This window comes from Vibrio sp. A1-b2, assembly GCF_021726015.1.
Taxonomy (GTDB): Bacteria; Pseudomonadota; Gammaproteobacteria; order Enterobacterales; family Vibrionaceae; genus Vibrio; species Vibrio diazotrophicus.
In genome coordinates, this window is sequence record NZ_JAKKCI010000009.1 from 16,530 (window position 1) to 37,398 (window position 20,869).

Sequence of the window (20,869 nt, forward strand, 5' to 3'; positions counted from 1 at the left end):
TGCTCGTGAGGCTTGTCACGCCAAAGACTCTGCGTCTTCGTATTCACAATAACCATATCTAAACAAATTGACAACATGTTAAAAGTCATTACGATTTTGAAGACATACAGCACGTAAAGAACTAATCTGACGAGTTTTTGAGATAGGGAAAATCTGTAATGAAGTTGGAACTGACAAGAGTAAATGACCAATGAAGGTAGAGGTTTGTCGGGTTTCCGAAACAAGTTTAATTATCTACTTTGGGCACTCCATAGATTTGGAATTGATCGAGCGAATTGCTACGTTTAGTCAAATGGTGCAGGAAAGGTATCAAGGAAAAATCTATGAAGTGGTTCCTTCATACACCACGCTGTTGATCGAATACCATCCTCCGAAAGTCGATGTTCAAGAGTTGACCCAGTGGTGTCAAAGGGAAGCGGACAAAATCGCCAACAGCGATATCTTGTCATCGAAACAAAAAACAGTGACTTTTCCCGTTTACTACCACCCTGAAGTTGCGCCGGATTTGCAGAATTTAGCTTCAGAAAAGCAATTAAGTGTCGAGCAAGTCATACAACTTCACAGTCAGAGAGAGTACACCGTCTGCGCAATAGGTTTCGCGCCGGGCTTTGCTTTTCTGGGAACGGTTGATGCGCAAATCGCAACGCCTCGCCATGCAGAACCGCGTTTGAAAGTAGCGAAAGGCAGTGTAGGAATTGCAGACCAACAAACGGCCATTTACCCGCAAGAAACACCGGGCGGCTGGAAGATTATTGGTAATTGTCCAGTTGAGTTGTTCAATATCAACAGCGAACCAATGATGCCATTTGAAGTGGGGGATAAAGTGCGTTTTGAACCTATTTCAAGGGAGAAGTTCTTGGATCTCGGAGGTGTTGTATGAGCGGCTTGCAAGTTATGTCGTCAGGTATGTTAAGCCTTATTCAGGATTTAGGCCGATACGGTGTGGCTCGTCATGGGTTAAGCGCTGGTGGGCCGGCAGATCTTCATGCGCACTGTTGGGCGAATCAATTGCTTGATAACCCAAGCAATGCTTCCGTGTTAGAAATCACCATGGGCAATGCCTCGTTTTTAGCGCTCGATGACATCCTAATATCGCTAACTGGTGCTGACACCAATCCGCAAGTCGATGGAGAGTCTATTGCTACTTGGCGAAGTTTTTTGCTGCGTAAAGGACAGACACTTAAGCTTGGTTATGCAAAAACGGGTTTCCGTAGTTATTTAGCCGTTGCTGGTGGAATTGATGCGCCGAAGGTTTTTGGCAGTAGTGCCACTGTAGTGCGTAATCAACTGGGCGGCTTAGGAGTGCAATCGGGTAGAGCAATACAGAAAGGTGACATTTTGCCAGTTTGCAAAACATATACAAATGACGGCAAGCCATTTAATTGGGTACCAAGGCTTTTTATTCCCAAATATTCCGATGAAGTGAGCTTATCTGTCATTGAATCTTATCAGTCGCACCTTTTTAGCCGCCAAGCAAAGCAGACGTTTTACGCCAATCCTTATCAGATAAGCGATAAATCTGACCGCATGGGCATTCGATTACAAGGAAATCCCGTTCAAATGGATTTAAGTGGCGTGATATCTGAAGGCATCGCCTATGGTTCCATCCAGTTTCCTTCTAACGGTCAGCCTATTATTTTGCTGAACGACCGCCAGACTCTTGGGGGATATCCAAAGATCGGCTGTGTTTCAAGAATGAGCTTAATGAAACTCGCTCAGGCAAGACCGGGTAGTTTGATCCACTTTTATCGCGGTGATATTGAACGTGAGACAGAGGCGTACTGCGAGTTTATGAAGTTCTTCTCTCTTTAGTCTAATAGCATTACCTGAATCCTTTTCTTTACAGTGATAGCTTTGAGTGCGAAGCCATTCTGCACCCTAAAATTTTCCCTTTTATATCAGCGGGATTGAGGTTTGGATAGAACCAGAAAATCCGCTCTGTGTTAAATAAGTGTTACACCTAGCATATGACTATTGATACATATTTAGTCGTAATTACTTGCAGCCTTAAAAAATTGGAACTAGACGTTTATAGATACAGAACTAAGAAACCGCACACCGGTTCATAAACTAAAGGCTTTAAAAATCATGTCAGATGGTCGCTTCGTCTTTGTAGACGACTCAAGTAGTTCTATGTCTATAAATGCTATTGAGTACGACATGCAACCTAGTTGGAAGGTACTCACGGTTGATGATGATCATGGTTATCAGCAATCACTTATCTATAGCTTGAGTGACTTAGAGGTAAACGGACGTCCGGTTGAAGTCCTTTCCGCTAGTTCAGCGGCAGAAGCCGCTTATGTCTTAACCCAACACAATGATATAGCACTCATTCTGCTTGATGTGGTGATGGAACATGATGACGCCGGTCTTCGTCTTGTAGAAACAATTCGTAATGTTCAGGGCAATTCACTCATCCGTATTATTTTGCTCACTGGGCAACCAGGTTTTGCGCCGCGCAAAGATGTTATGTTGCAGTACGATATCAATGAGTATTGGAATAAGTCGGAAGTTGACCATGAAACCTTAAAGTCGATTGCAGCAGCCAATTTCCGCTCTTGGCATTCTATGTATGAACTGGATAAAGCAAGAATGGGGCTTCAATTGGTGGTGGATGCTTCTCGTAATATCGCGAGCAAATACGATACCAATACCTTTATTCAGGTTGTTATCAAAGAGATCGTTGGGTTATTTGGTGGCTTTGGTGAACCTATTCTTTGTGTGTTACGGATGGATAAGGGTAACACTATCGATAGCGCACCCATCGTTGCCTCATATGGAATACCCGACGTTGAACAAGGCGATACTCTGCCAGATAAGCTGAAATTGGAGTTTGAAGAGCTTATTCAAGAGTCTATTGCTCATCAAAACCATAAATTTAGAAGTAATCTATCCGTCCTGTATTTCTCCGGCGACAACCACGGTAGCTATAACTATCTAGTGCTAGCTGAAAGCAAAAAGTGCTTAAGTGACTACCATGTTCGCTTGTTACAAGTATTTAGTGAAAACATCAGCTCTGGGTTTATGCAAATTGCGCTGGTGAATCAACTCTCCAAATTGGCATATCAAGATGTTGATTTAGACGTGAAGAACCGCAACTGGTTGCTACGTGAACTAGAGATGATTAACCAAGAAGAAATGGCTCAGTTAGAAATGCTGGTGGTAGAGTTGGATGACTACGACACCCACGCTATCTCATTTAATCAACAAGCTCTGATGGCGCTTGTGAACTCTGTTTGCCAGCGCTTAATTGAAACGTTCCATACTTCATCTGTGGTTACTCGTGTAGGGTCAGATCGTTTTGCGATTTTGTATAACAAAAGTTTTGCTTTGTCAGACGATGAATTGATCAACCTTTCGAGCGTTTCACACAGCGTAGGGGACTATCAGGTGCGCTGTACGTTGACTTTTGCAAGAGTGGAGTTGAGTCAACTGTCGGACTATCCCGCTCAACAAATCCTGCATATGGCTAGAAGCTTACTGTGCTGTGCAAGAGAGAATAAAGTTAAGATCATGGCGTACGAGCCATCTTATCGAGAAAGTCTGATGCGCGATTACCAAATCCTCGGGGACTTAAAAGCAGCAGTAGAAAACGATGAGTTTTATATCGTTTTACAACCGAAGTGCGATCTTAATACAGGGCGTGCTGTGGGTTTGGAAGCGTTGTTACGCTGGAAGAAGCAAGAAACCATGATTCCCCCGAATATTTTTATTCCCATTGCTGAACGCAGTGGTTTGATTAACAAGTTGGATGCGATTGCGGCGAAACTAACGTTTCAAGCACTTCATAGGCTAGAAGACGCGGGTTACAACCTGCCTACCTCAATAAATGCGACGGTGAAAGATCTCACCGACCCTGAATATATCGGTTTACTGCTGGATTTAGTGCGCGGAGAAAACCTGAACCCTGACCTAATTGAAGTGGAAATTACAGAAAGTCAGGCTATGGAATCTTATCTCGAAATTAAGCCTGCTCTTGAACACCTGCATCAGGCAGGTATAAAAATCAGTATTGATGACTTTGGTACAGGGTATTCTTCGCTTTCTCATATTTCTCAACTTGCTGTCGATACAATAAAAATTGATATCTCGTTTGTTCGACATTTGAATGAAGATATGGCGAGCCAACAGGTGGTTGATTTGGTCATGAGCCTTGCGAGCCTGTTTAATTTCACTGTTATTGCTGAAGGCGTTGAGACAGATGTGCAGCGTGATGCTTTGATAGAGAGAGGTTGCACCCTTGGCCAAGGATATCTGTATGCTCGACCTATGGGCGTTGATGAGTTATTGGATTGGCTCAAACAAAACAGATCTGATTGCAGCGAATGAACGTCAATAAATTAGAACAGTCGGCGCGACGAAATATCTTAGTGTTGTTCTTATTTGGTCTGTTCATCAGCGGATTGTTGGGTGGTTTGTTGTATCAAAATGACATAAATAATCGCCTAGATTCGGTCGCTGTCGAACAACAACGGAAAATTGCTCAGGCAGAAGTTCTCTGGGGGCAAAAGATTGGCGATATAAGAAATACCATACAGATTCTATTTCGCTCTCCCGCATTTACCTATGCTCTTGCTTCGGACTCTCCACTAAACAGTGATTTGATACGTCGGATCTTCATCTCGTTTGTAGAAAGTGTTGATCCGCTCATGCAGGTCCGTTGGCTGGATGAAAATGGAATCGAGAAGGTCAGGGTGGATGTCAAAGATGGAAATATCATCGTAGCTGACAATAATGTATTGCAAGACAAAAGTAGTCGTTATTACGTCGAGCAAGGTTTGAACGCCGGTGATGGGAGAATATATCTCTCAAATGTTGACCTTAACGTGGAGAACGGCGTGATCGAAGTACCGTTCCGACCTACGATCAGAGCCACGATTAAAACCGGAGCAACTCACGGCCTTCACTCGGGTTTATTAGTTCTTAACTATGATGTCGGTGGCCTGCTTGACGTCATCCGCTCCTTTGACTCCGACAGAGTGAACCTGCAGCTCATTGATACCGACGGGTACTGGCTAAAGAATGTAGATCACACATTGGAATGGGGGCGCGATCTAAAAGAGACGACCCACAATATCGCAGTCCATAATCCAGAAGTTTGGTCTCAAATAAACAAGCAAAAGTCCTTGAGTCGTTTCAATCACCCTTTGGGTTTTGCCAGTTACGAGTGCAATAACGTAACGGGCAACCTTTTATCCGAAGATATAGTACGTAGTCCCACGTTATGTTTTGTCGCCACCACATCGGTGTCTGTATTGAATAAGTTGAAGATTGATGCACTGATACCCTCGCTTGCTCTCTGCGCAACCATTGTTTTGTTTGGTATCTTTATTCTTAGACGAGAATGGGATTTGAAAATGCAATTGATCAAGCTTTATCGTCAGCAAGAGAAAGATAAGAAGAAAATTGAACAGTCTTCTGAGTACAATCGGAACTTATTAAATCAGCAGCAGTTACTACAACATGACCTCGTGGAGTCACGTAAACTCTCGGCATTAGGCATGATGGTGGCAGGGGTTGCCCATGAACTTAATACGCCGATTGGTACTGCAATATTAGCGGCATCACGGCTTAGGGCTGAACATAAGCGATTAACACAAGCGGTCGAGGAAGGGTTGAGCAAAAGTGCGTTAGACCAATATTTAATCTCGACGGAAACAGGTTTGGAGCTCGTGGAAAACAGTCAGAAAAAAGCCGCAACACTCATTCGAAGCTTTAAACGCTTAGCAATAGATAGAGTCAGGGAAGATGTGGTGTCATATCGTTTGGATGTGGTAGTTGGCGATCTGCTTGCCACTTTGTCGCCACGCTTCAAAGAGAGCCAAATTGAATATGACATTCAGGTTGATCCGATAGAGATGGTTGGGCGACCGGGGAGTGTCTCTCATGTTCTGCAAAACTTGCTGGTAAATGCTATGCAGCATGCTTTCAAAAAGGAAATTGGCGGAAAAATCTCGGTGAAGGCACAGCTTTGCAGTAATGGGCGTGATGTTGAAATACGCGTGTCGGATAACGGTAAAGGAATCGCTCCTGAGGTATTGCCAAATATTTTTGACCCATTTGTTACCACTAATCGAGCGGAAGGAAATACCGGTCTGGGTATGCATTTTGTCCATCAATGGGTAACCAACTCTTTGAACGGCTCAATTAAAGTGGAATCTGAGCTGTTAAAAGGTACGACTTTTATCATCAAAATGCCTAAACAATGCCAACAAGAACGGCAAGCGAGTGACGCGAGTAATTAAAAAAGAGCAGCACCCGCATTCGCCAGTGCTGCTCTTTCGTGTCTTGTTCTGAGGCTGTACTTAGAGGACTGAAGTCGATTATTACGAACTTGGTTTTTTACTCTTTGTCACTAAATAGATGCCGCTACACACCAGTATCAGTGCAACCATGTTTTTCCATTCTAAAATCGTTTCGCCCAGAAATATGGAAGACAAACTGCTACCAAAAACAGGGATCAGGAAGTTAAAAATGGTCACCATGCTCACAGGGTTATGTTTTAGCAATACGCTCCACAGCGCAAACGCAGCAGAAGACAAACAAGCAAGGTAGATCAGTAGTGACAGGCTGGCAAAATCAAAGTCGCCAGAGTGGCCGCCGAATAGATACCCCACACACAATAGCGCCAATCCACCGATAGCCAATTGCCATGCAGTCATAACCATAGCATCAATGCCTTGTGATATTTTCTTTCCGTATATAGAAGCAGCAGCAAGAATGAAAGCAGCAAAAATCACAGAGCCTTCACCCAATAAGCTGAACTGAAAATCGAGCAATGATTGGTTGAAGTTGACAATGAACACACCTAAGAAGCCGACCGTACAGCCAATCGCTTTTCTTTGCGTTAAGCGGTCATTGTTATAGATGAAGTGTGCCAGAAGAACGCTAAAGAACGTGCCCGTTGCGTTCAAAATGGACGCTTTTACACCGGTTGCAAATGCCACACCCAAATAGAAGAAGATGTACTGCAAGCTGGTCTGAGTCAGGCCCAGTACAACAATTTGACGCACTTTGGTTTTGGTGATGGTTCCAGTGTGACGTCTAAACAATACCGACAGAATAATCAGGAAAATCCCCGCCAATAGAAAGCGTTGCCCCGCAAACACCATTTGCGATGCAACATCGTGTGCTTCGATGTTGAGCAGAGCATAGCCGGTTTTAATGGCTGGATAAGCGCTACCCCATAACACAGTGCAGAGTATAGCTATGGCATATACGACCATTGGTCGCGAGAAAAAATGGGTTGATTGCGATGGCATATGGCAGGTTACCTAAAGGCTAAAAAAATCAGAAGTTTGTTTTTGAAACGACAGTTTGTATTTTTTGAATAATGGATTCTATACCATATTGTGTACTTTTTTAATCACTGTTGCATAAAAGATGTTCTTTTCATTTGTTAGTGGCTAATTGCACATCTATTTGCATATCAATCAATGATTCCTGAATGGGGGAATCATTTGTCTTGCGTACTACTAATCAGATTTCTCCCTTATTTGCCTTCATCTATCTGCGTTTTGTTTGCGTTAGCTCAAAAAATAACAGGAACAGTGTTTCAAAAGTACCTAAAGGATCACAAATCAAATATGAATGAATTTATTCAAATATAAACGAGTGTTAGATTTGCCCCATCTTAAAGGAGGGTGCTATGCACATTAATTACAACAACAATCCAAAAGACGCTAAGTCGTACGATACGGATCGTTTAAGAGAAGAATTCCTAACTGAAGAATTGTTCAAACAAGGTGAAATCACGCTTGTGTACAGTCACATCGACCGTGTTGTGGCGATGGGCATCAGTCCTAGTAACGCAGCCCTTAAGCTGGAAGACTTTGTTGATAACAAAGCATTTGGTACTGACTATTTCTTGCAACGCCGCGAACTGGGCATTGTGAACTTAGGAGAGAAAGCGGAAGTTCGTACTCAAAACGGTGTTTACGTGTTAGAACACTTGGATGCGGTTTACCTAGGTAAAGGCGAGCAAGATATCGAATTCCGTGCATTGGAAGGTGATTTCGCAAAACTTTACTGCCTAAGCGCTCCTGCTCATCACACATATCCATCACGCACCATTTTGCGTAGTGAAGCTCGCCTTGTTGAATTGGGTTCACTAGAAACCGCTAACGACCGTGTGATCAATCAATACCTACACCCAGATGTACTCCCTACGTGCCAACTTTGCATGGGCGTAACACATCTGAAACCAGGAAGTGTTTGGAACACTATGCCAGCCCATACTCATGAGCGCCGTATGGAAGCTTACCTCTATTTCAACGTTCAGCCATCTCAAGTGGTATTCCACTTCATGGGTGAGCCAACAGAAACGCGTCACATCGTAGTGAGAAACCATCAACTTGTGCTATCGCCAAGTTGGTCAATTCACTCTGGTTGTGGCACGCAAAACTACAGTTTTGTGTGGGGAATGTTGGGTGAGAACCAAACATTCGACGATATGGATTTCGTAGATATGAACGAAATTCGATAATAAGAACCTATTTGTATTTCATGGAGAAACATGATGCTTAAGAAATCTGCCCTAAAATTAGCTGCTATCGCCACTGTTGTTGGTAGCGCACTGAGCTACTCTTCAATTGCGTCAGCAGCAACTGAGATCAAAGCTGCTTTCAACCAATCTGACAAGCACCCACAATACCTAGCGCTTAAAGAGTTTGGTGAGAAGCTAAACAAAGAAACAGATGGTCGTTACAAGCTAAACATTTTCCCTAACGAACTATTGGGCGACCAACGTGCAGCACTAGAGCTTGTGCAAAACGGTGCGATTCAAATGGCTGTTGTGGCTAACCCACTGGTTGAAAACTACGACAAAACATTCGCTGTAATCGGTATGCCTTACGTGTACACAGGTTCAGCACACCAAGAGAAAGTATTTACTTCTGGCGTACTCGATAACCTATTTGCATCGACTCAAAAATTCGGTTTTGAAGTACTAACAGCTTACACAGCTGGTGCACGTAGCATGTACACAAAAGGCAACTCTGTAGCAAACGTTGCAGACATGAAAGGTAAGAAAATCCGTGTAATGCAATCTGACACTATGATCAAGATGCTTTCTTGCATGGGTGGTACTGGTGTACCAATGAGTCAAGGTGAAGTTTATACTGCAGTACAACAAGGCGTTCTTGATGGTGCAGAAAACAACGAAATCACTTACGCTGACCTTAAGCAATACGAAGTGGCTCCATACTTCTCTGCTACTCGTCACCTAATGGTTCCAGACCTAGTAGTAGCAAGCAGCTACTTCCTATCAACTATGTCTAAAGAAGACCAAGCGACGTTCAAAAAGCTAGCGAAAGAGAGCACAGTAAGCGAATTCGCTCTATGGAATGCTCAAATCGAAACAGCTAAGAAAACAGCGATGGATAAAGGTGCAACGTTCGTAGAAGTTGATATCAAACCTTTCCAAGAGTCTTGTAGCGCTCTACAAAAAGACCTAATCAAGACTCCAGAGCAAAAAGATCTATTCGAAAAAGTTGCAGCGCTGCAATAATTTTCATCGGTAATATGGCCGGGTATTTGCCCGGCCTCATTAGCCTTCGGCCTAGCCATATAAAGGTAAGATGTTATGTTAGACCATACGCCAAGTGGCTTATTTAAAGTTTTTTCTGTCGTTAAGCATTGGTTAGACAAGATTGTTTCTTGGTTTTGTATTTCCATAATCACCTTAATGACCATTCTTGTGACTTATCAAGTTATTGTCCGTTACGTATTCAATGATCCAAGCGCGGTGAGTGAAGTACTTTCTCGCTACCTGTTTATCTGGTTAGTGTTGTTCGGTAGTGCGCTTGTTTTCGGCTTGAAAGAACATATGGCTATCTCTTTTATCAAAGAGAAGTTCTCCCAAAAAACACAAATCATTGTTGAAGCGTTTATCGAACTAGCGATTGTCACTTTTGCTCTATCCATCATGATTTTCGGCGGTTACAGCAGTGCAACGCGCCAAATGTGGCAGTTAGATTCTGCACTACAAATTCCTATGGGAACGATTTACGCAGCGATTCCAATCAGTGGAGCGTTAATGGTTTTTTATTTTATTTACAACGAATTGCAGCTAGTCGAACGCTGGAAGCAATTACGTTCTTCGGCAGAGTAGGAGTGAGTCATGGACTTAGCATTAACAGCTGCCTTAATTATGTTCGCCGGTGTGGTCTTCTTCCTAGTGATTGGCGCACCGATTGCTATCGCAGTAGGTATTTCCTCTTTCGGCGCAATGATGGTTATTCTGCCAACTCAGGGGGCAATGGTAACCTCTGCTCAACGTATGTTCGTAGGCTTAGACTCCTTTGCTCTGCTCGCCATTCCGTTCTTTATTCTTGCTGGTAACATCATGAATAACGGCGGTATAGCGATACGGCTGATTAACTTCTCTAAGATTGTCAGTGGTTTCTTTCCGGGTTCTCTTGCTCAAACTAACGTTGTATCGAACATGCTGTTCGGTTCAATCAGTGGTTCTGGCGTAGCCTCTGCGGCGGCTATCGGCGGCATCATGTCACCAATCCAAGAAAAAGAAGGTTACGACAAGCGTTTCAGTACTGCGGTAAACATCGCGTCAGCACCAACTGGTATGTTGATTCCACCAAGTAACACATTGATCGTCTATGCGACAGTAGCGGGTAGTGTTTCTATCTCTGCATTGTTCATGGGTGGTTACATCCCAGGTATTCTTTGGGGTCTAGGTGTCATGCTTGTTGCGGGTGTTATGGCAAAACGCCGTGGGTACATCGCTAAACACCGTATGACGCTAAAAGAGTGCGGTCAAGTAACGGTGGATGCCATCCCAAGTTTGTCTCTGATCATCGTGGTGATTGGCGGTATCTTAGGTGGTGTGTTTACAGCAACAGAAGCTTCGGCCATCGCGGTTGTTTATTCTCTGCTTCTGAGTGCAATGTACCGTTCTTTGGATTTCAGAAGACTGCCAGAAATCTTCTTACAATCAGCAAAAATGACGGCTATTGTTATCTTTATGCTGGCAACATCGTCAATCATGTCTTGGGTAATGGCATTTACACAAATCCCGGGAATGATTGCAGATATGCTATTAGGCTTGACGGATAACCCTATCATCATCCTATTGATCATTAACGTGATCTTGCTATTTGTGGGTACATTTATGGACCCAACGCCAGCAGTACTGATCTTTACACCTATCTTCCTGCCAATTTGTATGGGCTTAGGTATGGACCCAGTGCAGTTCGGTATCCTATTAGTCTTCAACCTTTCACTAGGTACGATTACACCGCCAGTAGGACCGATTCTGTTTACCGGCTGTAAGGTGAGTGGTATCAGCATTGATTCAGTAATCAAAACATTGCTACCGTTTTTCTTCGTGATTTTTGCGGTACTGATGTTGGTGACTTACATTCCAGCCATCTCAATGACGCTTCCAGAAGCGATGGGTTTGATTAAGTAACTAGTATGATTTATCAAAAACAACCTCAGCTTAGCCTGGGGTTGTTTTCTTTTGGCTATAAGCGAGTGCGCTTGTTAACAAAGTGAAATTATACCCATGTCAGTTTCAAAATAGCGGGCATCGGTATGAGACAAACAAACTTCATTTCGAGTATTATCGGCTCGTTTTCATGCACATGTATTGAGTAAAAAGTAATGGAATCAGTTAAGAAAACTGAATATAGAGCGCCTGCGCTTGAAAAAGGCTTAGATATTCTTGAACTGCTTGCTCAGCAAGATGAGCCACTCACAAAAAAGCAGATAGCGGAAAGCTTAGATAGAAGTATCAACGAAATCTTTCGCATGTTGTCTGTGCTGGTGGAAAAGCAGTTCATTGAATATGACAGCTACACGTCAACTTATGCGTTAACGCTGAAAATGTTTGCGCTATCGAACCAGCATCCACCCATCGCTCAGCTTTTAAAGCGTGCTACGCCATTGATGGAAGATATCTGCAACAAAGTAAATCAGTCTTGCCATATGTCGGCATACAGCAATGGTGAAATGACCGTTATCGCACGCCAAGAGAGCCCCTACAAAATGGGTTTCAGCTTAAGACTGGGTTCTGTCATTGATATCTGTTCATCGGGCTCGGGCATCGTTTTCTTGAGCTTCCTGAGTGAAGAGAAACGTCAATCTGTGTTAGACAGATTGGATGCAACGCCAGAAGAAAAAGCGCATGCGCTAAGCCATGTAGAAGCAACGAGAGAGCGTGGCTATTACGTAGGCGAAAGTCCGCAAATTATGGGAGTGACCAACATCAGTCTGCCGATTTTTGGCGTGCTGGGTGATGTGTTAGCAACCATCACAATTCCGTATATGACGCTGAACTCCAACACTGTTCACCATCATATTGAAGATTTAGAAAATACCAAACGCGAATTAATTGAGCTAGCGAGCAAGTTGAATCAGAACTTGTCGTAAATGGTACGTTTTTATTCATTTCAAATATAAGCTTTCCCTTTTACAGCTCTGATATAGAGGGTGGCTTGTTTTTAGCTCACTTTACTGGCTGAGTTTAGGGATTATTAATCAAGGAGATTTAACATATGAAAAAGCTAGCAATGTTGACGTTGTTTTCTTTAGCTTTCTTTTCTACTAACACTTTTGCTAGAGACGATATCGGCTCTTATTCAATTGAAACGGCGTTGAATTCAGAAGTCGCTAAAGCGAAATTGGGTACGGACATTAAGTTTTATTTTGGTGAGCAGAAACATCCTAAAGTCCTTTCAGATTTTGGTGAGTTCAAAACCAACAAAAAAACCAACGCTTTCAACAAAACTGATCAGGAAGCCTGTGACTGGGTCTTTTTGTCAGCCATGATTGCATTGAAGGACAGAGCGGTAAAAGAAGGCGGGAATGCCGTCATTGATATCAAATCGAACTATAAGAGCAACCTAACTTCAAGTGAGAAAACCTTCCAATGTGGCGCTGGTACTATGGTTGCGGGCGTAGCTCTAACAGGTAAAGTTGTGAAGCTAAAGTAAGCACAATTAATGGTTAAGGTCGCTTAGTTTTCTCATTTCTAAGGTTACAAGGCAGACATATTCGGCTCAGATGCAACTCAGTCTGTTACTCGCTTTACAAGCGTATGAGTATTTTTTATGTGTGCCTTATTTTAGGGAGAGTATATGAACACTAGATTTTGTGAGCAATGCGGTGAGGAAACAACGCACAAAGAGGTAATGAAACAAAAGCCATCTAAGTACGGGAAATCTAAAAAAGAGCAGTTCAAAGCTTTTCTGGAAGGTTTTTTCAGCGGGTCTGCTGCCTCTTTGCCAGCAGGGGCTTCTTTGGAGTTAACAGACAGGTACATAGTGTGTACTAAGTGTGGCAAACAAACTCTGGAGAATCATGGTAAAGAGTTTCAGTAGCTGAGCTGAGATATTGCGTTGTGACTACCTTATGCTGTTTATTTGTATATAAAGCATTAGAACAAATCGAAACTAAGTTCGGCCAAAATATGTTGTCTGATAAATGCATAACTGGACTGGTGTTAAATGAATAAAAACGTCCATTTAGGGTAATGTCGATCAGCTAGTCGCTTTATTTAATAATTAGTTTTAGTTTATTCAATATCTAACTAGGATTGCAAAGTTACAGAAAATTAGTCGAAGTGTAGATACAACAAGGGCTGCAGAATGATTGTAATAAATCGGTCTGCAGCCCTTAGTTTTATTGATATTTTCTTAACTACCCATTCAGGACGTTTTTTAATGAGATAAGGAGTGCTGTTTGGTATGGCTAAATGATTTAATAATTGAACGAATTTGAAGCACAACTACTAACGCAAAGAATGAAGCAAGTACCATAGATACTGGTCTTTCAACAAATTCCAACAGGTTGCCATTCGACTTAATCATTGAAGACAACAAGTTTTTCTCAAGCATAGGCCCCAAAATCATCCCGAGGATAATTGGTGATATAGGGTACTGAGCCCGTTGAAGCAAATATCCTACGACGCCCATTCCCAGCATAACAACAATCGATGACAGGGAATTATTGATAGCAAAAGATCCAACGGTACTAAATATGATAATAATCGGGTAAAGGATTGCCTTATCGATAAAAATTACACGTTTTATAAAGTTAACCACTAATGTAGCTAATGGAATAAGTGCCAAGTTAGCAATAAAGAATAGAATAAATACTGCATACAGTTTTTCTGGCTGGAACAAGAACAAGGTTGGTCCTGGGTTCATATCCTTCATGTAAAGCACACCAATAATTATCGCTGCCGCTGAGTCACCAGGGATGCCAAAAACTAACGAAGGAATCCAACTACCTGCCAAACTAGCGTTGTTACTTGAAGATGAATCGATAATAGCTTCTTCTGAACCTTTCCCATAACGCTCGGGATTTTTAGAAAACTTTTGTGAGATTGCGTAAGATATCCATGCGGCTATATCTGCTCCTGCGCCAGGAAGGGCTCCAATTAATGTTCCAAGCACGCTACTACGGCAAATATTAAATTTGTATCTCCACATTGTTCGAGGTACACCTTTAAAGAGATTGAAACTCGATTGGGTTGGTATTACATCTTGCTTTTTAGTGGTGATCTTTCCTGCGTAGTATTCAATTGCGCCAGAAATTGCGAATAGACCAATCATAGCAGGGATAAAACTGATCCCTTGCAACATACTGACTTCGCCAAAAGTGAATCTAGGTACGCCCGTAATTTGGTCATAACCTACACAAGCGAGTAGTAAGCCAAAACAGAGAGTGACCATACCTTTAAGAGGTTGATTTCCAACGACCAACGTTGCGCAAGTTAAACCCAGTAGAGATAGCCACGTGTATTCATAAGAGCTGAATTTTAGTGCGAACTTTGCCAGCATAGGAGCAGCAAGCATTAAGATAATGGCACCAATTATGCCACCAATAACGGAACTGCTTAAACCAATTCCTAGAACGCGGTTTAGTTTCCCTTGTTTAACCAGTTCATTTGAATCAGCCACATAAGCTGCAGATGCAGGTGTCCCTGGAATTCTCAATAGTGCACCTGGGATATCACCGGCGTATATCGAAGACGCTCCAATAGAAATCATAAGAGCTAGTGCTGGGATTGGATCCATAAAGAAAGTAAATGGAACCATGAGCGCGACGGCCATAGTTGCAGTTAAACCGGGAATTGAACCCACAACTAACCCAAATAGACCTGCAGCGGTCACTGCTAATATGGCATTTAGGTCGATGTATTGAAAAGCGCCGATAAGTACAGACATTTTTGTCTCCTATGACCATATACCGTTAGGTAACGCTACCATGAGTAGGTGACCAAAAACGTAATAGATAATGCCGGATGAAACTAACGAAAATACGGCATTTACTATGAGTTTCTTAGGGTTGCGAAGACTAATAAGGACAAAAAGCATCAAAGCTGCGCAAACTAAAAAGCCTAGATAAGAAATTAGATATGTAAATAGTCCAATAGTAATAACAATCAGCAATAGTGCACCGATTTCCTTTGAACTGAACTTTTGCTTTACTGGCTGCTGGCGAAGATGGATAACACCATCCAACAATGTAAATGCAAGCAACAAGGCGCTTAGAATAGTTGGCATAAACCCTGCGCCATATTCGCTCACTCCTCCATATTGACTCAAACTAGTAATCAGAATAAGCAATGAAAAAATGGCGATAAGGAATTGCGATAGTGGTAATGAACGCATATAACACCTACGAGTTCCACAGAATAAATAAGTGTGACGATTCGCCACATTGTAATCGGTAAGTGGGTGGAGGGCTGAACTCCACCCCAAGTTACTATTTACTTAACTTACCAATAAGCTTGCCATACTTATCATCTTCACTTTTCATAAACTTAGCTAGCTCATCACCATATAGAGGGTAAACTTCAAACCCTTGCTTGGTCGCGAATTGTTGAAGCTTTCCTTCTGCAAATACAGTTTTCATTGTTGCGATTAACTTATCTTGGATTTCCTTAGAAATACCAGCTGGTGCAACTAGTGTGTTCCAAGTAGAGAAGCTGTATGAATAATCAGTTGCTTGTTGGAAGACTGGTATGTCTTTGTATAGTCCAGTGTTCGTTTCAGCCATTGTTGCAAGATTTTTTACCATTCCTGCATCTACCATGCTTTTCGCTTCGCCTGGCGATGAAGTTGTAAAATCGATGCCACCAGAAACAAGTTCCATAAGGGCAGAGCTTGAACCCTCAGAAGGTACATAAGTGACAGCATTTGAAGCAACTCCCATCGCATCTAGCATACCAACAAGGTTAAGGTGCCAGCCTGAGTTCAAACCACTACCAGATGCTTTAAGTTCACCTGGGTGCGATTTGATATAGTCAGTTAGCTCGCTAATTGTTGAAAATTGAGAGTTTGACGCGACTTGAATACCACCAAGGTTCACAGCTAATCGAGTGACAGGCGTATAGTTTTCATAGTTTAGGTCAGTCATTCCTTGGTGACGCATCATCGCGATTTCCACTGTGGCTACACCCAGTGTGTAACCATCTGGTTTAGCTTTTGCCATAGCGTCGTGACCAACGACTCCTGCACCGCCAGTTCGGTTGATGACGTTAACATTAACACCCAGTTGCTCTTGTAGACCTTCAGCTACAAGGCGAGCAACTGTATCTGTATTACCGCCAGCACCCCAAGGAACGATGATTTGAATTGGTTTTTCTGGCCACGCTGCCATTGCAGAAGATGAGGCAACCATAGCTGCTGTTATTAGGCTGAGTTGTAGGACTCGTTTCATGTTAAAACTCCTGTAATAGTTTTAGTTGTTATCACTGAGGGGGAAGTGTTTTGGTTATTTATTTAAGTTTTTTATTGTGTCTCGTTCTGACTGAGCTGCAGAAGCAATTTGATCTAGGATGACACTAAGTCCCCAGAATTTTTCTAGCACATCAGCGTCTGTTACGCGGCTTTGTGTTGAACTAAACGTGCCAAGACGCTGGTGGAACACTTTTGCATTTTTGGGATACCCTAACGTTTCTGTTACTGCACTTAAAGATAGGAATCTAGAAAGCTTTTCCGCGTATTCCGGAGCTTCAGAAGCGTGATGGTATAGCCAGTTATATAAATCTGGGTGGAAGTTTGTAAATACACCGCTAAACCCTTTTGAACCATTTTGCATCGCTTCATAAGCAATAGCAGCATTAGCATTGATAATCGCAAATGGTGTGCCTTCAACAAGTTTTACTCGTCGTTTAACGGTTTCCAAATCGCAACTTACGTCTTTTAACACTACAAATCGTCCAGAATTGGCACAAAACTCAATCTCTTTATCTGTCAGTAATCTACGATATGGAGCAGGGCACTCATAAAGGCCCAGTGGCATATCTTTAGGTAGAGCTTCCATAATAGTTGTCAAATTGTGTAGGAACTTTTCTGTACCTTCGTTGTTAGGATCTAAACGATTTGAAACCAGAACTAATGCATCAATGCCTGTTTTGGCGATTTCGTTGAGTTCAGTGATCTGATCATTAATATCTGGAGATATATGGCCGGAAGAAATAACAGGAACTCTTCCATTGGTGTAATCAACGACGAATTTCGATAACGCGACACGCTCTTCTAGTGACAAGAACAACATTTCGCTTGATTGACATACGGCGAATAGAGCATCAGCACCATTGTCAATGTACCAGTCAATTAAATTTTCTAAGCCTTTGTAATCAATTTTGTTCTCGTTAGTGAATGGCGTCAGCATTACTGGAACGATACCTTCGATTCTTTTCATTTTCTCAGTCCTGAGTTAAGCAAAATGTTGTATTAAATTGCTTTGATGGAAACTTGTTGTTGAAGCATTCGAGCTGCAACTAACGCATGGTTTGGCATATTGGCGGCCCCTTCTCTTTCCACAGCAAGAGAAGCAAAAGCTGTAGCATAAAGAGCTGCATGCGAAAGCGTTTCTCCTTTTGCTAAAGAAGCAGCAAGTGCGCCGTTAAATGCATCGCCTGCTCCTGTAGTATCTACAGCTACAGCATTGTACGCAGGGATATGAGTGAATTGTTCACTATCAAAAAGTACCGAGCCCTGGCGTCCCATAGTAATAATTACTGATTTCGCGCCTTTCTGGTGAATCACAGCGGCTGCTTGTTTTGCCGTCTCAATATCAGTTATCTCGATACCAGAGATTTGTGAAGCTTCTGTTTCATTTGGAGTGATAATATCGGCACTGGCGATAAAATTATCGACTTCAGGAGAATAAGGAGCTGGGTTTAATATAACTTGAACATCTAAACCTTTTGCCAACTTAATAACGCCATCAATAGCATCAAAATTGTTCTCTAATTGCACGAGCAGGACTTTAGATTCACTAATGTATGGGATAAGCTCCGCTACTTCCTCACTGGTCACAAGGTGATTGGCACCGGGGCAAATTGCAATAAAGTTCTCGCCGTCATCGTTAACATAGATTACAGCACTACCAGTTGATGTTTTATCTGCTTCATAAAGGGAGAAAGACTCTATTCCACTCGAATCAAAATGGTTACGGGCGAATTGATTAAATTGATCTTTCCCAACTTTTGTTGCGAAGTGAACCCGTGCACCAGCGGAGTGTGCAGCTAGTGCTTGGTTTGCCCCTTTACCACCAGGGCCAAAAGTTGTTTCTTTTGCAACTAGTGTTTCCCCATTTTTAGGAAATCGGCTAACTTTTGCGACGATATCGACGTTAAAAGAGCCAAAAACACATACTTTCCCGACCATAAGCCTTGAAGCTCCTCTTTGGTTATGCGTTGAATGTGTTAGGTGATGAGTTTGCATTAAATGGCTGATATCTAGGTTGCTGTCGTCTTGTAATAGCTCATTCTGCATAAGATGTTTTTTTAAAGAGACGCCACCATGATGTCTAACGACTAAGCCGTCATTCTGAAGTTGAGATAAGTCGGTTCGAATCGTCTCTTTAGTCACTCCGAAATGCGAAGCTAGAAAGTTGACACTCGCTTGGCCTTCAATGCGTAGCAACTGAATTATCTTTTCTTGGCGTGTTTCTTTGTACATAGCTCATCCTTACTGTATGACTGAATTCTATGGATTAGCGGAAAGTGTTGGTGAGAGTGGAATCAAACAAAAAACAGACAAACAAAAGTAAACAAAAATCTGCAAGATGATTATGTTTTTGTGTGATCTGTTTAACAAAAATTTGGGGTTTTACGTAATCTAACGGAGAAACTGACAGTTGGACTTTGATAAATACGAAAAAGCACCTGAATCAGATGATTAGGTGCTTTTTTATATTTGATAACACAGAGAAGAACTAACTACTTTGCAATAACGTTCGCTACGTCTTTAACTAGTGCTGCTAGTTCGTCCCATTTTTCGCCATCGATCAGATCGTTTGGCACCATCCAAGTACCACCACAAGCTAAAACGCTTGGGATAGCTAGGTAGTCGTTAACGTTTTTAGGGCTAACGCCGCCAGTTGGCATGAATTTAATTGGGTAAACGGCTGTTAATGCTTTAAGCATGTTAACGCCGCCTGAAGGTTCTGCTGGGAAGAATTTAAGAGTACGTAGACCCATTTCCATTGCTTGTTCTACTAAGCTTGGGCTGTTTACGCCAGGTACGATTGTTGCACCACGTTGTTGGCAGTATTTAACCGTTGTTGGGTTGAAGCCTGGGCTTACGATGAAATCAACACCAGCGTCGATAGCTTCGTCAACTTGTGCAGTTGTCAGAACGGTACCAGCACCGATCAGCATTTCTGGGAAAGCTTCACGCATGTTTTTGATTGCTTGTGCTGCCGCTTCAGTACGGAAAGTCACTTCTGCACATGGAAGACCATTTTCAATCAGAACTTCCGCAAGCTTCACGGCTTTGTTTGCATCTTTAATTGCAATAACAGGAACGACTTTGATTTCAGCAAGTTGTTGGTTTAAATCTTTCATCTTTTTTCCTTAAAGTGTTGGCATAGCGCTAGAGGGAATGATAGCACCACGGTACTGAATAACGGTTCCAGCCACTAAGTGGCCAGCAGAAGCAGACTGTTGTTCGCTGCCTCCAAGAATTCGCTTTGCTAGATAACCCGCACTGAACGAGTCACCAGCTGCTGTTGTATCAATCACGTTAGAGATCTTGTTCGCTGCCACAGTGTACAGCTCACCATTCGAAATAACGAAACAGGCGTCGGCACCGCGTTTAACAACGATTTCTTCAACGCCGAAGCCTTGAGTACGTTCGATGGCTTGCTTCTCTTCGCTGTCGCCCCAAAGTAGCACTTCGTCATCGAAAGTAAGGAAAGCAATGTCCGTGATTTTTAGGATCTCAGTGTACACTTTCTTCGCATTTTCAATAGAAGACCACAGAGCAGGGCGGAAGTTGTTATCAAAGGCAATCTTGACGCCTTTTGCTCGGCATTTAGTGAGAGCTTCGATAAGTGATTTCAGGCAATCTTCAGGAAGAATCGCAACACTGATACCGCTTAGGTAAATCATTTGATGTTCGCAAAGCTGAGCTTCTAAAGCTTCAAGTTGCACATCACGTAGCCAGTACTTTGCTGCCGCATCATTGCGCCAATAGAAGAAACTTCTTTCGCCATCTTCACGAGTCTGGATGGTATAAATACCCGGTAATTTCTTCTCAGACAGGAAGACCATATCGGTATTCAACCCTTCTTGTTTCCAAGCAGATAGCATTTCAGCACTGAAAGGGTCTTTACCAAGGCCTGTGACGTAAGATGTCGTCACGCCAGCAGACTGAGTAAGACGAGAAAGGTAAACAGCAGTATTTAACGTATCACCACCAAATCCTTGTTCAACTGTACCTTCGTTTTTTCTAAGCTCGACCATGCATTCGCCAATGATCGCCACTTTCTTGATTTGGTTCATAGGAAAACTCCGTATGTATTACATGCATGATTTTTAAGAGGGCATCGCACGTAATGAAACAAGGCGTAAAAATAAAACAACTATTCATATGGTTATATAAAA

The 20,869-nt window shown here is 42.5% G+C and carries 19 protein-coding genes; 11 read left to right on the plus strand and 8 right to left on the minus strand.

What is annotated here, in order from left to right; all coding sequences use genetic code 11:
* Positions 1–190 precede the first annotated feature (190 nt).
* From pxpB to L3V23_RS16880, 4 genes are all read left to right on the plus strand, one after another.
* The gene (pxpB, locus tag L3V23_RS16865) at positions 191–880 is read left to right on the plus strand and encodes a 5-oxoprolinase subunit PxpB (RefSeq protein ID WP_102967042.1); all 690 of its coding nucleotides are present in this window, start codon (positions 191–193) and stop codon (positions 878–880) included.
* Positions 877–1,812, plus strand: a complete 936-nt coding sequence (locus L3V23_RS16870) for a biotin-dependent carboxyltransferase family protein (RefSeq protein WP_102967043.1) — start codon at positions 877–879, stop codon at positions 1,810–1,812. Before pxpB ends, L3V23_RS16870 begins: the two co-directional genes overlap by 4 nt.
* A 276-nt stretch (positions 1,813–2,088) precedes the next feature.
* The gene (locus L3V23_RS16875; RefSeq protein ID WP_102967044.1) at positions 2,089–4,329 is read left to right on the plus strand and encodes an EAL domain-containing protein; all 2,241 of its coding nucleotides are present in this window, start codon (positions 2,089–2,091) and stop codon (positions 4,327–4,329) included.
* Positions 4,326–6,245 carry an ATP-binding protein gene (locus tag L3V23_RS16880; RefSeq protein ID WP_102967045.1) on the plus strand — a complete coding sequence of 640 codons (1,920 nt, stop codon included), beginning with the start codon at positions 4,326–4,328 and terminating at the stop codon, positions 6,243–6,245. Before L3V23_RS16875 ends, L3V23_RS16880 begins: the two co-directional genes overlap by 4 nt.
* A gap of 81 nt (positions 6,246–6,326) precedes the next feature.
* Here the strand turns inward: L3V23_RS16880 and L3V23_RS16885 are convergent, their stop codons facing one another.
* Positions 6,327–7,262: a DMT family transporter gene (locus L3V23_RS16885; protein WP_102967046.1), complete on the minus strand. Its 936-nt coding sequence runs from the start codon at positions 7,260–7,262 to the stop codon at positions 6,327–6,329.
* A gap of 386 nt (positions 7,263–7,648) precedes the next feature.
* Between L3V23_RS16885 and kduI the strand changes: the two genes are divergently transcribed.
* The 7 genes from kduI to L3V23_RS16920 all read left to right on the plus strand — a co-directional run bounded on the left by kduI (position 7,649) and on the right by L3V23_RS16920 (position 13,340).
* Entirely contained in the window at positions 7,649–8,485 is an 837-nt protein-coding gene (gene kduI, locus L3V23_RS16890) for a 5-dehydro-4-deoxy-D-glucuronate isomerase (RefSeq protein ID WP_042482701.1), read from the plus strand.
* A 33-nt stretch (positions 8,486–8,518) separates the two neighbouring features.
* On the plus strand, positions 8,519–9,508 hold the full coding sequence (locus L3V23_RS16895) for a TRAP transporter substrate-binding protein (RefSeq protein ID WP_102955409.1): 990 nt from the start codon (positions 8,519–8,521) through the stop codon (positions 9,506–9,508).
* Positions 9,509–9,583: 75 nt separating this feature from the next.
* Positions 9,584–10,111 carry a TRAP transporter small permease gene (locus L3V23_RS16900; RefSeq protein ID WP_042482693.1) on the plus strand — a complete coding sequence of 176 codons (528 nt, stop codon included), beginning with the start codon at positions 9,584–9,586 and terminating at the stop codon, positions 10,109–10,111.
* A 9-nt stretch (positions 10,112–10,120) separates the two neighbouring features.
* Positions 10,121–11,428 carry a TRAP transporter large permease gene (locus L3V23_RS16905; RefSeq protein ID WP_042482691.1) on the plus strand — a complete coding sequence of 436 codons (1,308 nt, stop codon included), beginning with the start codon at positions 10,121–10,123 and terminating at the stop codon, positions 11,426–11,428.
* A 194-nt stretch (positions 11,429–11,622) separates the two neighbouring features.
* Positions 11,623–12,390: an IclR family transcriptional regulator gene (locus tag L3V23_RS16910; RefSeq protein WP_042482689.1), complete on the plus strand. Its 768-nt coding sequence runs from the start codon at positions 11,623–11,625 to the stop codon at positions 12,388–12,390.
* A gap of 125 nt (positions 12,391–12,515) precedes the next feature.
* A complete protein-coding gene (locus L3V23_RS16915; protein WP_042482686.1) occupies positions 12,516–12,953 on the plus strand; it encodes a hypothetical protein in 438 nt (145 codons plus the stop codon).
* Between the two features lie 144 nt (positions 12,954–13,097).
* Positions 13,098–13,340 carry a hypothetical protein gene (locus L3V23_RS16920; protein WP_102967047.1) on the plus strand — a complete coding sequence of 81 codons (243 nt, stop codon included), beginning with the start codon at positions 13,098–13,100 and terminating at the stop codon, positions 13,338–13,340.
* A gap of 339 nt (positions 13,341–13,679) precedes the next feature.
* On the opposite strand, the gene L3V23_RS16925 is transcribed toward L3V23_RS16920, so the two are convergent.
* The 7 genes from L3V23_RS16925 to L3V23_RS16955 all read right to left on the minus strand — a co-directional run bounded on the left by L3V23_RS16925 (position 13,680) and on the right by L3V23_RS16955 (position 20,767).
* On the minus strand, positions 13,680–15,191 hold the full coding sequence (locus L3V23_RS16925; protein WP_102967048.1) for a tripartite tricarboxylate transporter permease: 1,512 nt from the start codon (positions 15,189–15,191) through the stop codon (positions 13,680–13,682).
* A 9-nt stretch (positions 15,192–15,200) separates the two neighbouring features.
* Positions 15,201–15,638 carry a tripartite tricarboxylate transporter TctB family protein gene (locus L3V23_RS16930; protein ID WP_102967049.1) on the minus strand — a complete coding sequence of 146 codons (438 nt, stop codon included), beginning with the start codon at positions 15,636–15,638 and terminating at the stop codon, positions 15,201–15,203.
* Between the two features lie 94 nt (positions 15,639–15,732).
* Positions 15,733–16,689 carry a tripartite tricarboxylate transporter substrate binding protein gene (locus L3V23_RS16935; RefSeq protein ID WP_102967050.1) on the minus strand — a complete coding sequence of 319 codons (957 nt, stop codon included), beginning with the start codon at positions 16,687–16,689 and terminating at the stop codon, positions 15,733–15,735.
* A 54-nt stretch (positions 16,690–16,743) separates the two neighbouring features.
* The gene (locus tag L3V23_RS16940; RefSeq protein ID WP_102967051.1) at positions 16,744–17,676 is read right to left on the minus strand and encodes a dihydrodipicolinate synthase family protein; all 933 of its coding nucleotides are present in this window, start codon (positions 17,674–17,676) and stop codon (positions 16,744–16,746) included.
* Between the two features lie 32 nt (positions 17,677–17,708).
* Entirely contained in the window at positions 17,709–18,941 is a 1,233-nt protein-coding gene (gene rbsK, locus L3V23_RS16945) for a ribokinase (protein WP_102967052.1), read from the minus strand.
* 260 nt (positions 18,942–19,201) lie between these two features.
* Positions 19,202–19,828, minus strand: coding sequence for a bifunctional 4-hydroxy-2-oxoglutarate aldolase/2-dehydro-3-deoxy-phosphogluconate aldolase (locus L3V23_RS16950; protein ID WP_042482680.1), 627 nt, complete (start codon positions 19,826–19,828; stop codon positions 19,202–19,204).
* 9 nt (positions 19,829–19,837) lie between these two features.
* Positions 19,838–20,767, minus strand: a complete 930-nt coding sequence (locus L3V23_RS16955; protein WP_102967053.1) for a sugar kinase — start codon at positions 20,765–20,767, stop codon at positions 19,838–19,840.
* Positions 20,768–20,869: the final 102 nt, after the last annotated feature.

Excerpts from the sequence above, each read along its gene's own strand:
- L3V23_RS16915 (WP_042482686.1), top strand. The coding sequence starts at position 12,516 with ATGAAAAAGCTAGCAATGTTGACGTTGTTTTCTTTAGCTTTCTTTTCT.
- L3V23_RS16905 (WP_042482691.1), top strand. The coding sequence starts at position 10,121 with ATGGACTTAGCATTAACAGCTGCCTTAATTATGTTCGCCGGTGTGGTC.
- kduI (WP_042482701.1), top strand. The coding sequence starts at position 7,649 with ATGCACATTAATTACAACAACAATCCAAAAGACGCTAAGTCGTACGAT.
- pxpB (WP_102967042.1), top strand. The coding sequence starts at position 191 with ATGAAGGTAGAGGTTTGTCGGGTTTCCGAAACAAGTTTAATTATCTAC.
- L3V23_RS16880 (WP_102967045.1), top strand. The coding sequence starts at position 4,326 with ATGAACGTCAATAAATTAGAACAGTCGGCGCGACGAAATATCTTAGTG.
- L3V23_RS16900 (WP_042482693.1), top strand. The coding sequence starts at position 9,584 with ATGTTAGACCATACGCCAAGTGGCTTATTTAAAGTTTTTTCTGTCGTT.
- L3V23_RS16930 (WP_102967049.1), bottom strand. The coding sequence starts at position 15,638 with ATGCGTTCATTACCACTATCGCAATTCCTTATCGCCATTTTTTCATTG.
- L3V23_RS16935 (WP_102967050.1), bottom strand. The coding sequence starts at position 16,689 with ATGAAACGAGTCCTACAACTCAGCCTAATAACAGCAGCTATGGTTGCC.
- L3V23_RS16870 (WP_102967043.1), top strand. The coding sequence starts at position 877 with ATGAGCGGCTTGCAAGTTATGTCGTCAGGTATGTTAAGCCTTATTCAG.
- rbsK (WP_102967052.1), bottom strand. The coding sequence starts at position 18,941 with ATGTACAAAGAAACACGCCAAGAAAAGATAATTCAGTTGCTACGCATT.
- L3V23_RS16950 (WP_042482680.1), bottom strand. The coding sequence starts at position 19,828 with ATGAAAGATTTAAACCAACAACTTGCTGAAATCAAAGTCGTTCCTGTT.
- L3V23_RS16895 (WP_102955409.1), top strand. The coding sequence starts at position 8,519 with ATGCTTAAGAAATCTGCCCTAAAATTAGCTGCTATCGCCACTGTTGTT.
- L3V23_RS16875 (WP_102967044.1), top strand. The coding sequence starts at position 2,089 with ATGTCAGATGGTCGCTTCGTCTTTGTAGACGACTCAAGTAGTTCTATG.
- L3V23_RS16940 (WP_102967051.1), bottom strand. The coding sequence starts at position 17,676 with ATGAAAAGAATCGAAGGTATCGTTCCAGTAATGCTGACGCCATTCACT.
- L3V23_RS16920 (WP_102967047.1), top strand. The coding sequence starts at position 13,098 with ATGAACACTAGATTTTGTGAGCAATGCGGTGAGGAAACAACGCACAAA.
- L3V23_RS16885 (WP_102967046.1), bottom strand. The coding sequence starts at position 7,262 with ATGCCATCGCAATCAACCCATTTTTTCTCGCGACCAATGGTCGTATAT.
- L3V23_RS16910 (WP_042482689.1), top strand. The coding sequence starts at position 11,623 with ATGGAATCAGTTAAGAAAACTGAATATAGAGCGCCTGCGCTTGAAAAA.
- L3V23_RS16955 (WP_102967053.1), bottom strand. The coding sequence starts at position 20,767 with ATGAACCAAATCAAGAAAGTGGCGATCATTGGCGAATGCATGGTCGAG.
- L3V23_RS16925 (WP_102967048.1), bottom strand. The coding sequence starts at position 15,191 with ATGTCTGTACTTATCGGCGCTTTTCAATACATCGACCTAAATGCCATA.